Genomic DNA, 14020 nt, shown 5'->3' on the forward strand with positions numbered 1-14020 from the left:
AATAAGTTTCCTTTCAAAATAAATTATAGTAAACTATTTTACTTGTACCGTATAATTCCCTGTTCCACCACCATACTTATATACACTTAAGTAATATTTCCCTGGCTTTGCATTATAATTTCCAAGCAATTTGTTTCCATCACGTTTTGTTGCATAAGCTACATAATTATTTAGATCTGATTCAGAATATAATACCCAGTTCAGTCCAAGATTTTGTTCGTTCGTAACAGAAATTTGTAAATCTTTTTGATCCTTTACATCAATAACAAATTTATCCCCCTGATCTTGATCGCTCAAGGTTCCTCTTAACAAAATATTCAAAGATAGTGGGTTTGCTGTTTCAAATGAATTATTTGGTTCTTTTTCTACAGCCGTACCTTCTTCCGTATTCACTCCGCTAAACACAACATCATATTCATATTGCCCAGCATTATTTACACGGTAATTTACAAAATAAGCAGTCAATGTTTTATATCCAGTCCACTCTTTTCCTGAAAGACGTTTCAACATATCATTTGTTGCTTCATTCATCACTTTCCAGTCCTCAACTTCTCCTTTAGCCGCACTTCCTGTATATGTCCCCTGTAGTGTAAATGTATTAAAGAATTGTGATTTATTCTTTGTTACTTTCACATCTTTTAATTTCGCTTCATTTGTAATATCTGAAGTAATGTCGGAAAGCGATTTTGGATCATGCTGAGTTAAATACTCATCTGATACTTGTGGAATTGTATACTTATCGCGATTATCAATAAGCATTTGCATATAAGATTGATATTCTTCATTTAACTTATTATCTTTGCTTAATGTAGCACGGTATGCATCGTAACTTGAAACATCATTTGCGCGAATCAAATCATGCACTTTATCGAACATTTCAGGGCGCTTATTATACATATATGATTGCAGCGCAAACGAATAATTATAAAAATCCCACGTTCCATATTTCGCATTTAATGTTTGTGATGCTGTATAACGTTTTGCAGGATCATTAGATAACCCACCAATTATACTTTTTCGCGGTACTACACTATCTAATCGCGTTGCACCTGCAAAGAACTCTGCGTTTCCTTCTTCAAACCATGTTAAACGTTCATTTTGATACATTTCTCCTTGTCCCCATAATCCCTGAACTTCGTACCTTCCCTGTAAGTAGTGCGTAAATTCATGGCGGAATAATTCTTCCAAACTATAAATACTTTGCTCTGGTGTACGTTCATATGTAAAGAAAGTCCCTGTCCCTTCAATATAAATCCCACCATTATTCGTTTCATATCCGTACAGTTGACGATTAAATTGATACTCATCTGGGCTATTATAAATAACCATCGTTAACACATCATCAGCATGTCCACTTTCAAGTGGTTTATCGCTACCAACTGTACGATAAAATTGAGAACGCACTTCTTTTGCCGCCCAGTATAGACGTTTAATTTTCTCTTCGCTAACTTTATCCCCAGCTTTAAAGACAATTGCTCCATCATCAAACGTATACGTTTTCGGTAAATATTTCTTTTTACCCTCTTCTCGAATTTGATCTAAATTTACAGTTTTTCCGTTTGCATCTATTCCTCCATAATTTGTAGTAATTTGTTCTGCCGCAACAAAGTATTGCTCTCCTAAATATGGATAAATTCGCATTGCATCTGTAACAACTTGTTGTCCTTTTGTCGGCGTGCTATGAAGCTTGCCCAATCGTCCAGCATAGTAAATCCCATTATTAATTAACCATCCGTTTTTATTTGTTACTGTACCAAGTAGTGCAAAACGATTTACTTCATTAATAAAGTTATCAATATTTCGAAACCACATCGTATCTTTTGGCTCTTTTCCAGTCGTGTACATATCCGTCTGAATATCAAAGTCAATTCCCTTCATCAACTCATATATAGCGTCTCCTTTTGTTCGATCTTCAATGAAAGTTGCAAGATTATCATTATATTGTTTAAAAATTTCACCTGCATATAAAACCGTTTCAACATCTGCTGATGCATTTCCAATTAATTTTCCATATGATGCAATTACTTTATTTTGTTCTGATGTACCAAGTTTGAAATTTGGATTTTTTGCAATTGTTTTTAAAGCTGGTAAACATTTATCATGGTAGCTACGCTCATTTAGTTTGCTTAATTCATCATGGTAAAAACCTAAATAAAATGCTGCACGTAGAGCTTCTACTAATGTTTCAATCCCTTTTGAATCATCTTTCGTATAAGCTTGTCCTTGTTCTGCTAGTTTATTAATAATTGCTTGCATTCGACTATCATCTTGATAGAATTTAAGACTATCACTATTAAACTGAAATAATTCTGGAATTTGATACCATTTAATTGTCACAAGAAGATCAGTTAATTGTTTATTATTTAATTGATTTAACTCAGCCATTGAATACTTTTTTTCTTCAGCTAACGGTTTAATATTATCGTTTGGTGCTAGTGGACGCTGCGATAAATCCGCTAATTTTAACCGTTTTGTAAAAGATGCATTTTCTTGTACTTTTGAAGGGTGCGCCAATTCATCAACAGATTTCTGTATTCCTACCGGCTCCATTTGTAATACGTTCTTCACATTTTTCTCTTTTGTCTCTGCTTGAATTTGCAAACCATTACATGTTATTGTCACTAGTCCAACACCAAGAATCCACTTAGAAATTTTCGAATATTTAACCATACCATTGCCCCCTAATAATTTAAAAGAAAATTCAGAATTTTTAAACCAAAAACCTACTTATTTGTATGTATTTACAGTTCCGCTATAAATACAACTATGATTAATACTGCAATAGTAGCTTGTTTTATACTATTACGAGTACAGATTCCTTACATACAATCTCCCTTCCTTACATGTAATACAAGCAAAAACTGTGCCAATCATATTTCTTATGCATGGCCAATATTCTTTTATAAATACTGTAGAATAAAATATACATAGGTGGTTCGGCAATGTATAAATCATTTGACACAAAATCTAATGTTTATGAAGAACAAATTCATTGAATGTTATAAGTTCATTAGCCAGTACATAATTTCCAACTAAAAACATCCCCAATTTTTAAATCTCTCAAAAAAAGGTAAACAAACATATTCCATAAAGCTAATATGTTCGTTTACCTTTTTCTATTTCAAATCAACAGCAAAATATCGTTGAATAAAAACAGCATGAATAAGTATTTTGTTATTCATTTCTCTTTTTTATATAATCTTTTTCACATTGCAAAGGCTTGAATTTCACTTTTTTCCCTTTCTTCTTTTTCGTTTTTATAACGAGCCATTCCCCTTTTTCAACGTCTAGTTTTAGGCGTTTCATTACATTGATATTATCTTTTTCTTTATAAAGTAAAAATGCTTCTTGCGCCCTCACAAATAAGCTGGGCTGTTCGCTAAATCCACCACTATCATAAATTTTAGTTAGCGAATTATAATAAGAATCATTTTCCTTTCCACCATACATCAAATGGGCAGCCTCCAGATCTCTTTTACTTACTTCCCAAAAACTATGTTCATCAATATTTAAATTAAATGTGGATTTAATGTCCTGTATTATATTCTTCACATACTTTTCATCTCGAACTTTTCTTTCTTCGAGACAATCCGAAGATAACCTTGGTGCATCTGATTGGGAATGTACAACGTGTTGTATCGATACACACAGAATAAATATGCTTAAAATGTAAAATATTTTTTTCATATTTACATATCACCTCAAATGATTTAGATACTATATCATTTGAGGCTTACAATATTCTTATACTAATAATGTAAAAGGCCCTATAATTTAGACTATTATAGGGCCTTTCCTTTTAATATTGCTTTATTAAATTCACCGGCGAAGCCAGTACCTTACTACTTTTCACATCATATAATCCTATAGGTGTTACTCGTATAAAAGGCAAGTGCGTCGCAGAAAAGAATAAAATTGTAAATGCTGGATCATCATACGCGTAGCCACGCTCTTGTAGTAATTTCACCATCTGTTTCTCTTCCTGTATTAATTCACTCATTTTTAAATTAGACATAATCCCGAGCAATGGTAATGCTATTTCGTGTAACATTTCATTGTTTTCTGCTACGACCATTCCACCACCGAGCTCTTTTACTCTACGAAAAGCTGTAAGCATATCTTCTTTACTTTTTCCAATGAGAATCATATCACCTGTGCCGGAATAAGAACTAGCAAGACCACCTAATTCTTTCGCAAAACCTTTTACAACTGTATTTACTCGCCAAGTACCATCACGAGCAATCATCATGAGGAAGCATTCATCATGATCTGTGGATAATTCATCACAGTCTATATTGATTTCACTAGTATATGGTTTTGTAATAACGTTATTTAACAAGTGTATCCCCGTTTTATTAGAGAAAATCATATCCTCTTTTTCTATTGACCAATCTAATGATAATGGAGTTACTTTATATTTACTCCAGTCTATATGTAATGCTTCATGCGTATTTACACCGTCACGCTTCACCCATTTCCCCTTTGCAAGGACACTAATTGGTACTGGATTTTCTTTACTTTCTAAAATATTGATATTAGCAATTCTACCTGTCGCAATCGAACCATGTACATGTTCCATATTATAATAGCGAGCAATATTATAACTTACCATATGGTATGCATCTATTACTGGCACTCCTTGTTTTATCGCGGTAGAAATCATTACGTTTGTCATTCCATTTTCATAAAACGAAGGATGTGAGCCGTCTGTAGTAAGTATAAATCTATCAAACTGTTTCACGCCTAATTCCAACAATTCTTTTAATAAAACTTCTAAATCCGGTCTAATGGAAGAATTTCTAAGAGAAACGGTGTAACCTTGCATAAGACGAGTGAAAGCTTCCTGCCCTGTCATCGCTTCATGATCACAATCTGTACCTAACAGTTTTAACTTCGCTAAAGTCGTTTCAGATGCACCCGGAAAATGGCCTTCTACTTTCTTCTGCAATCGCTTCGTTTCCTGCACCCAAGTTAACATTTCATCATCACCATGTAATAATTTTGGCCATGCTGTTAACTCCCCACCTTGAAGAACAGCTTCTTGTTTCAGCCATTCTATTATTTCTTTACTATTAAACAAAGATTCCCCGTTTTGCAATTCAGTCTGTTCATCAAAACGGCACCACCAATACATAGTAGCTGGAATCTTTTTAAATTCCTCTAATAAACGAAATGATTCTTCACGTTTTAATGTGAAAAATAGAGTTAAATTATCATTAATAAAAGTCGTTGTCCCAAATTGCATCGCATGATTTGCTAGCGTCTCTGGGTTATACAACTGATATGGATGTGCATGCGGTTCTATGTAACTGGGAACGACATACTTTCCATCACAATCAATGACTTCACATTTATATAGTTGCTCTGGCAACTTTTCTCCTACATATATAATACGGTCATCATAAATCCAAATATTTGCTTGCATCCATTCACGTATATAGGAATTTAAGTATGTTGCATTCTTTAATAATTTGTGTGGACTTCTTGTACCGTCTATTATTTCTACATGTTCTCGTAATTGCTTGTTACTCCATCTAAACTGATTTTGTCCCAATGTATTTCACTCCAAATCAATTTACTTTTTTATTAAAACAAAATAATTAACAAACTAAAGTATTATCCATTCATAACTCCCCTGTATAGCCCCTATACCTCTCATTATATGGAATACTCTCAAAAATAACAATTTTCAAAACAAACAACACCTCTTTGTCCCACAACAAAAAGGATGTCATGCAACTGACATCTTTTTTAAACTAAACTATAAGATTGAATTGCACTTTGAAATACACTTGTATCATATTTATGTTCTACATATACTTAATACCATATTATGAATGTTAATACTGTCCTTATTTGTGAAATTTAAAAAGCATCTCTTTTATTTACAGCTATTGCAGAAACCTATTCGCTTTTTCTTCATCTATTTATTAAATTCAACTTGCATCATTTTATCAAACTGTGTAAGAATATCAACCGGACCTAAAGAATTAACATTGACAGCAAATGTATGCTTGCCTCCAATTACTCCACCAGCAAAAGTCATAAACCCAGGAATTGATCCTCCGTGCCCCCATACTGAGACACCATTTGGAAGTTTAGTCTCATAGATTCCAAGACCATATCCATCCCCAACCCCTTTTCCTTCTACAGGAACTGTAGTAAGCATTTCTTTTAGCTCGCGTTCCTTCAGTAACTTACCACCGAGTAAAGATGAAAAGAATTTGTTTAAATCATCCGCATTAGAAATCATATCTCCAGCTGCATTAGCTAAACTCGGATTATAATACGTAATGTCTTTCAACTCGCCTGTTTCTTCCATTTTCACATATCCACGAGCATGATTCTTTCCTGGGATGACGGGTGAATTCCCTGGTAAAAACGTATTTGGCAAGTCCAGAGGTTCAATAATTCGCTTTTCAATTTCTTCCGCATAACTATTACCAGTTATTTTTTCAATAAGCATTCCCAATATTACATATCCTGTGTTTGAATACAACCAGTCTTTGCCCGGCGAGAAATCTGGAGGCAGAGAAAGGCCTATTTTCACTATTTCTTCTGCTGTATTCGTTTTTTTCGAATTCATTACGTCAGCGTCTTTTGACTTTAAATATTCAGCGATACCACTCGTATGATTCAAAAGTTGTCGTATCGTAATTTGATTTCCATCATACCCATTTCCTTGCACGAGACCCGGCAGCCACTTTTCAATTGGATCGTCAAGTTGTACGCGATTTTCTCCTACTAATTGAAGAACAGTCGTGGCGGTAAAAGTTTTCGTCACACTACCAATCCGAAAGCGAAAATCCGATTTCACCGGTTTCTTTGTAATTAAATCCGCCACGCCAGCAGTATAACTATTAACTTTCCCTTTATTAGACGTCTTAGCTAATACCCCTGGTGCCCCAATTTGTATTGTTTCCTGCATTACTTGTTTCCATCCATTCCGATTCTTTTGATTAGGTTCTTGTGACGAATTAGAAATATTTTGAGTAGACTCTGCTTTCACAGTAAAACCAGGTGTAAATAGAGTAGTACCCGCTAATAAAACTGCTAAACTGGCCAACTTAATTTGATTACGTGTTTTCATAAGGCTTTCTCTCCTCTATTAATATCGTATTGATTCGAGCTATACTTTCATCCTATACGATAAACCTCTCTTTTTTCTTATTCATTCCTTACAAAATACTTACGTTTAAATTTAAATAGGGTAAACTGAGGTAGAGTTATGCATGCAAATAAAAAGAGAACATGTTTTCACTTTTTATGTAAACATGTTCTCATAAACATTTAAAATTCTATATCAGCTTTTCATCCTATTCTTTACACAACTAATCTAAATTCCTTTTTACCAGCCTGCACTAGCATTCATACCATTTCCAATAATAGAAAGTAATAACGGCCATAATACTGGTCCTAATGTAAGAAATACATTTAGAAGTATGAGCATTCTATATCCAACGGTGAAATTGTGATTTTTACGATTAACAAATACTAAACTGATTAATGATATTATAGTCGTTAAAAATAATACTAACATTAGCAACCAATACCACACCATTAAACTAAGACTCCATGGTGTTAATAGCTCATGTATGATGCAAAATGAGATTCCTAATACTGCAAAACTAAAGCTAGTCACCGCTGTTTTTATAAGCCATTTATTTAATTTTTTATCGTATGTATTTTTACAGTATAAATCTATTAAAGTATATAAAGATAAATATGACATTAATACGCCTATCCAAGATAATAACCAATCACCGTCCCCTTGAAATAATAAGAACAGCAACCAACACATACCTACTGCTGAAAAAACAAAGGAAATAAGTATGCTTTTTAATACCGATTTCATTATAGTTCACACCCTTAAAAAATTTAAAAATAAATTATAAGTTATTATTTACATGCTGACCGTGTAACTTTTAACTCTAATACATTTCTTTTTCTTTCTATTTTAATAAAACAAGGATAAATACATTAAAAAATTAAATATACATTAACACAAAATTAAGTATAAGTAAAACAAATTAATTTACACTTAATTCACTTCACTTATTTAAAGGTGATTACATACATGAAGAAGAAGAAGAAGAATAATAATGTTGATTAAAAAATTGTAACAGAATTAACTAATATAACCATTTCAACCTTAAATTGAAATAAAAAAGATGACCTCAGCCACACGCTAAAGTCATCTTTTTCTACCTTCTTATTTTACTAACTCTCCATTATAAGCTTTTATATTAAGCGGAGCAGTTAAAAATTGTGCTGCTTTACTAACGAAAGATGTGAAGTGTTCACTCGTATTATGGCTCGCAACTGCTGCTTCATCTTTCCATACTTCTACCATCGTATAAACACTTTCTTTTTCTGTATCTTTATATAAGTCATAAGATACATTTCCACTTTCTTCTCTTGAACCGTGAATGAGTGGCTGAATTTCTTCTAAAAATGCTTGTTGTTTTGCTGGATCTACTTGAAATATTGCGTGAATAATAATCATGGTGTTTCCCCTTTCATATTCCACTTATTTCTTTAAAATTACTTCCACTCTGCAACTTTTTCAATTGGAAGACGTACTGATTGGTAACCACTGTCAGCAGCTTTTCCGATTGAAATTAACATAACTGGTACGTGACGGTCTTTATCTAGTCCGAAAGCTTCTGCGATTTGATCTTTCTCAAAACCACCAATTGGACAAGTGTCATAGCCGTGAGCACGAGCTGCTAACATAAATTGCATTGCTACAAGACCACCGTCAATTAGTACTGTGTCTTTCATTACTTCTGGTGTAACCATTGAGAAATAAGCTGAAAGTTTTTTCATTTGATCTTCTTTTACTTCAGCTGGCATAAGTCCGCGCTCTACTGCTGTACCATAAATTTCTTCTGCGTTATCAAAGTTGTTTAAGTCACCGAATACAGCGATCATTGCTGAAGATGTTTCTACTTGAGATTGATTGAATTTCGCAAGTGGTGCAAGTGTTGCTTTTGCTTCGTCACTTTCAATCACAAGGAATCTCCATGGTTGCATGTTTACTGAAGATGGTGCAAGTGTTGCTTCTGTAAGAATTTCTGTCATTTCTTCTTTGCTAATTTTCACTGAAGGGTCGTACTTACGAATTGAACGACGTCCTGTTAAAATTTCGTTAAAATCATTTGTTTTTACTGAGTTAGTCATAGTTGTATTCTCCCTTTTTTATAATTCTTTTATATTTTCTTGAATGTGGTTTAACATATTTAAAAGATTGTCGCGTTCTTCTTCACTTAATCCTTTAAATGCAGATGCTGCAAAACGTTCTTTTTCCTCTTGAAACGCTTGAATTTTATTTCGTCCCTCTTCAGTAAGAGAAACTAACGTAATTCTGTTATCATCTGGATTTTTACGTCTTACAATCATCTCATTGGCCTCAAGCTGCTTTAAATGCCTCGTTATCGCAGCATTATCAATATTCACTTCTTGCTGAAGTGCTTTTTGACTAATTTCACCTACTTCATATAACTGAAGTATAAGCTCTAATCGAGACTGGCTCATACCCGTACACCCTTCAAATTTCGAACTTACTTCTTTATTTAGAAAGTGTAATTTATATAAAATAATCGCTTCTTTTGAGCATGAACTTGTCAAATTACCCCTCCTTTACAATCAAAACGAAAACATTTGATGTATCAATAGTTGATATGTCAATTAATATAATCTATATCGATTTAGAATGCAAGCATTTTGTTTTCATTTTATTTTTTCCAAATTAAGGCGCTTTGTAGCGTTACAAATAATGTTAATTGCACTATAATAATACTAATTTAAAGAACTGGAGAGTGATTGATAATGCGGCAATACACAAATAGAAATGAGGAAATGAAAATGGAAAATGAAATGAGGATATTGATATATGACAACAATAAATATAGGGATTGTCGCGCACGTAGACGCTGGCAAGACGAGTTTGACTGAGCGTATTCTTTATGAAACGAATGTGATTAAAGAAATTGGCCGAGTAGATAGTGGTAATACACAAACTGACTCAATGGAATTAGAAAGACAACGCGGAATTACGATTAAAGCATCTGTCGTTTCTTTCTTTATTGATGATGTAAAAATAAATGTCATTGATACACCTGGACACGCTGATTTTATCGCTGAAGTGGAGCGATCATTCCGCGTTCTAGACGGTGCGATTTTAGTTATCTCTGCCGTTGAAGGTGTGCAAGCACAAACAAAAATTTTAATGCGAACATTACAGAAACTAAACATACCGACAATTTTATTCGTTAATAAAATTGATCGTAGTGGAGCAAACACTGAAAAAGTTATGAAACAAATAAAAGAGGTTCTTTCAAATGAAGCATTCCCCTTCTACTCTGTTCTAAACGAAGGAGCGAAAGAAGCCCGGATCATTGAATATAAATCATATGACGATTGTATGGAACTGTTAGCACCATTTAATGAATCATTACTTGAGTCATATGTAAATAACGAAATAATACCGGACGCACTATTAAGAGAAAAACTAGAACAGCAAATACAGCAAGCAAGTGTGTATCCAATCTTTTTCGGTTCAGCAATGACAGGTATAGGAGTAACAGAACTACTTGACAAACTTCCGGCCCTAATGCCAGCTCTTACATCGGCACAAGAGGAACCATTATCCGGTGTTGTTTTTAAAATTGAACGTGAACCTTCTGGAGAAAAGGTTGCTTATATAAGAGTTTTTTCAGGTAGCTTACATGTTAGAAAATATGTTGATATACAGCGCGATGAGTCTCTACCACATAAAGAAAAGATTAAAAAAATGTGTATGTTTCATAGCGGAAATGCTGTTCAATCTACTATCGTTCCTAGCGGAGAATTTTGCAAAGTGTGGGGACTGAATGATATAAAAATTGGTGATATTATTGGTGAACGTACGGATTATATAAAAGATATTCACTTTGCCGAACCACAAATGGAAGCTTCCATTGATGCAGTATCAAAAGAAAGAATTCATGATTTATACGCTGCACTTATGGAGCTATGTGAAGAAGATCCACTTATTAAAGTGTGGAAAGATGATGTTCATAATGAACTATACATTCGCCTTTTCGGTGAGGTACAAAAAGAAGTAATTGAAACAACACTTTATGAGAAATATAATTTGCAAGTTACTTTTTCAAATACGCGAGTTGTATGTATCGAGAAACCAATTGGCTTAGGCAATTCTGTTGAAGTAATGGGTGAAAAAGAGAATCCATTTTACGCAACAGTCGGATTCAAAGTTGAACGTGGTGAACTTAACTCTGGCGTAACATATCACTTAGGGGTTGAACTCGGATCACTACCTTTAGCATTCCATAAAGCGATTGAAGATACGGTATTTCAAACGTTAAAACAAGGATTATATGGATGGGAAGTTACAGATATTATCGTCACGTTAACACATACTGGTTATGCTAGTCCTGTTACAACAGCAAGTGACTTTAGAAATTTGACACCGATCGTATTAATGGATGCTTTAAAGCAAGCTGAAACATATGTATATGAACCAGTAAATGAGTTTGAATTAACTGTACCGGAGCACGCAATTAGTACTGCAATGTATAAACTCGCTGCCGTTCCAGCAACTTTTGCAGAGCCTATATTCCATTACAATTCTTATCAGTTAACAGGATCATTACCTGTTGCGAAAACAGAGAGTTTCAAACGAATACTACATTCATTTACAGAAGGAGAAGGCATATTTACAACGAAGCCAGCTGGTTTCACAAAGCTTATGGCTCCCTTCCCTACTCGAAAACGTGTTGATTATAATCCGCTGAACCGAAAAGATTATTTGCTTCATGTGTTGAAGGCTTATTAAAAGTAAAAGAGGTGCAATTCGCACCTCTTTTTGCATGTATTGATAAGTTATTTTTTCCTAACAACTTCTTTAAGCTTTTCTATTATATTTGCTATCGCTTCAATTGAATTCTTTGTTTCATATTCCCCAACATTTACAGAATGATTTGCGTTTTTAACAACATCAATCGTTAAAGTTGTTTTATATAACTGATCAATTTGATCTGCATTGTATTGGTGATCTTTATCCCCAATAACTAAAAGCCCTTCGTGTCGACTATGTAAGATAGAATCAAAAATTGTATCAAACGTCAGTAAAGGTGTAAGTAGCATCATTTTTGACTGCGCGAATTCTTCTCTCTTCATTAAATCATTTGCAATCGGAATTGTTCCGAGTGATTTCCCTAAAAACAAAGTCTCGTTGTATTGCTCATCTTTTAATACTTCTTTCATTATAGGATGAATATCATCCATCATTACTTTCGTTACTTCTTCCATCGATTTATTCATTAATTGTCCATCAAAGGAATAATGAATATGTATAACATCTATTTTATGTTCAAGCATTAACATCGTTGCATAATAAAATAACGGTTTATCGTAATTGTATCCTGAACCTGAGAACATAAAGCAAATCCTACTAGAACCTTTTTCGATATGTGTGTAACGAATTACTTTATCATCTATATGTATTTCTTTTTTAGTCCCCTTCACCCTTTTCCCCTCCGAATACATTTAATTTTGTAAAACGATATGTTCTGTATGAACTGCTATATCCTTTACTTTCTCTTTTATAAATGCAGGCTGTAAGCTATATGCATCTAACTCTTCTACCGGCACCCACTTAAACAAATACGTTCTACCCTCTTCTTCCAAAATATATTGATCCGCTCCATTCGCAGGTAATTCATGTAGCTCTACTTCATAATAAAAACTAATCTCATGAAACTTTCGCTCAGAAAGTGTAAAGAAATTTTCTACTGTCCATATTAATCTCTTCTCTTTCATAGGAACAGCTAGTTCTTCTGCAAGTTCTCGTTTTAACGCAGCTTCACTATTTTCTAGCATTTTCACTCTTCCGCCTGGTACATACCAATAATCTTCCCCTTTGTTTTGAAGAATAAGTATTTTATTATTCTGTTTACAAATTGCTCCAACGCGGTAATTAAAACATGTTTCCTCAACTTTAAACGTAAGATCCATCCGTAACGCCCCCTTATATAAATATCGAATTATTACAAAACAATTATGTAATTACTGTACAAATAAGGTTACTAAATTTATTCACTTCATTCAATCGTTTTTGAATTTTCCGAACTCTTATTTTTCATCATTACAAGTGTATATACATATGTTACAATCACATTGCACACTAGAAAACATTATGGGGGTACGGATGGAAACGTTATTAATCCAGCAAACTGAGAAATCAAATAAGTTTTGGAAAATCGTTGTGAAAGAAAAAGACTATGTTGTGTTTTACGGAAAAATTGGCACAGCTGGCAGTGTGAAAGCGAAAGAGTTTGAAACAGAAGAAGAATGTATGAAAGAAGCTAATAAACTAGTTGCTTCCAAACGTAAAAAAGGATATACAGACCCGTTGCCTGGGGAAGATTACATAAAAGAAAAAACGATAACCGAAGAAGAATTTTGGGAACTACTTCATCGTGCAAAAACGAAAGGTGAGGACCAAGAAGAACAAATAGAATGGCTTACTTCTCACCTTGCTAAACGTACAGTACATGAAATTGTAGCTTTTGATACGCATATGCATCGCCTTTTGAAAGACTCCTATACCTCCCGTTTATGGGCAGCAGCCTATATTATTATGGGTGGCTGTTCAGATGATACTTTCGATTACTTCCGCGGATGGTTATTATATCAAGGAAAAGAGACATACGAAGCTTGTATTGAAAATCCAGAACGATTAATTCCTGTATTAGAAAACTTGAGTGAGTATGACGTCCCAGAGATTGAAGAACTTACTCTATATTTCGGGCAAGAAGTTTACATGGAGAAGACTGGGGATGAAGATGATACATACTTTACACTATACCACGTCTTAACAAATAAAGAGTTTGAGGAAGTTGATATCGAGTTAGATTGGGATGAAGACGATGAGGAAGGTTTAAAAAAGATGTTTCCTAAGCTATGGGAGATGTACGGAGAAGAACCAATTGAGTGGTAGATTTATATTAGGACT

Annotated in this window: 12 protein-coding genes; 2 read left to right on the forward strand and 10 right to left on the reverse strand. The window is 33.8% G+C overall.

Annotation, left to right across the window (positions count from 1 at the left end; all coding sequences use genetic code 11):
* Positions 1-33: 33 nt before the first annotated feature.
* The 8 genes from colA to N2V79_RS14665 all read right to left on the reverse strand — a co-directional run bounded on the left by colA (position 34) and on the right by N2V79_RS14665 (position 9630).
* Positions 34-2670 carry a collagenase ColA gene (gene colA / locus N2V79_RS14630; RefSeq protein WP_088022747.1) on the reverse strand — a complete coding sequence of 879 codons (2637 nt, stop codon included), beginning with the start codon at positions 2668-2670 and terminating at the stop codon, positions 34-36.
* Positions 2671-3174: 504 nt separating this feature from the next.
* Positions 3175-3687 (reverse strand): hypothetical protein, encoded by a 513-nt coding sequence (locus tag N2V79_RS14635; protein ID WP_000719366.1) that lies wholly within the window; start codon positions 3685-3687, stop codon positions 3175-3177.
* Between the two features lie 112 nt (positions 3688-3799).
* Positions 3800-5554 (reverse strand): adenine deaminase C-terminal domain-containing protein, encoded by a 1755-nt coding sequence (locus N2V79_RS14640; protein ID WP_340719986.1) that lies wholly within the window; start codon positions 5552-5554, stop codon positions 3800-3802.
* Between the two features lie 369 nt (positions 5555-5923).
* Positions 5924-7090 carry a serine hydrolase domain-containing protein gene (locus N2V79_RS14645; RefSeq protein ID WP_340719987.1) on the reverse strand — a complete coding sequence of 389 codons (1167 nt, stop codon included), beginning with the start codon at positions 7088-7090 and terminating at the stop codon, positions 5924-5926.
* 258 nt (positions 7091-7348) lie between these two features.
* On the reverse strand, positions 7349-7855 hold the full coding sequence (locus N2V79_RS14650; protein ID WP_000843829.1) for a DUF3902 family protein: 507 nt from the start codon (positions 7853-7855) through the stop codon (positions 7349-7351).
* A 357-nt stretch (positions 7856-8212) separates the two neighbouring features.
* Positions 8213-8506: a putative quinol monooxygenase gene (locus N2V79_RS14655; RefSeq protein ID WP_000583805.1), complete on the reverse strand. Its 294-nt coding sequence runs from the start codon at positions 8504-8506 to the stop codon at positions 8213-8215.
* Between the two features lie 38 nt (positions 8507-8544).
* Positions 8545-9183, reverse strand: coding sequence for a nitroreductase family protein (locus N2V79_RS14660; protein WP_000185375.1), 639 nt, complete (start codon positions 9181-9183; stop codon positions 8545-8547).
* Between the two features lie 18 nt (positions 9184-9201).
* Entirely contained in the window at positions 9202-9630 is a 429-nt protein-coding gene (locus tag N2V79_RS14665) for a MarR family winged helix-turn-helix transcriptional regulator (protein ID WP_000204172.1), read from the reverse strand.
* A 265-nt stretch (positions 9631-9895) separates the two neighbouring features.
* On the opposite strand from N2V79_RS14665, the gene N2V79_RS14670 reads away from it, so the two are divergent.
* Positions 9896-11839 carry an elongation factor G gene (locus N2V79_RS14670; RefSeq protein WP_000207806.1) on the forward strand — a complete coding sequence of 648 codons (1944 nt, stop codon included), beginning with the start codon at positions 9896-9898 and terminating at the stop codon, positions 11837-11839.
* A 47-nt stretch (positions 11840-11886) separates the two neighbouring features.
* Here N2V79_RS14670 and N2V79_RS14675 read toward each other — a convergent pair whose 3' ends face one another.
* Both N2V79_RS14675 and N2V79_RS14680 read right to left on the reverse strand, forming a co-directional pair.
* Entirely contained in the window at positions 11887-12552 is a 666-nt protein-coding gene (locus N2V79_RS14675) for an alpha/beta hydrolase (RefSeq protein WP_140155528.1), read from the reverse strand.
* A complete protein-coding gene (locus N2V79_RS14680) occupies positions 12553-13020 on the reverse strand; it encodes an NUDIX hydrolase (protein ID WP_029442679.1) in 468 nt (155 codons plus the stop codon).
* Between the two features lie 193 nt (positions 13021-13213).
* Between N2V79_RS14680 and N2V79_RS14685 the strand changes: the two genes are divergently transcribed.
* On the forward strand, positions 13214-14005 hold the full coding sequence (locus N2V79_RS14685; protein ID WP_340719988.1) for a DUF4240 domain-containing protein: 792 nt from the start codon (positions 13214-13216) through the stop codon (positions 14003-14005).
* Positions 14006-14020: the final 15 nt, after the last annotated feature.

Origin of the sequence: Bacillus sp. CH_70, from assembly GCF_038007045.1 — a bacterium.
GTDB classification, from domain to species: Bacteria; Bacillota; Bacilli; order Bacillales; family Bacillaceae_G; genus Bacillus_A; species Bacillus_A cereus.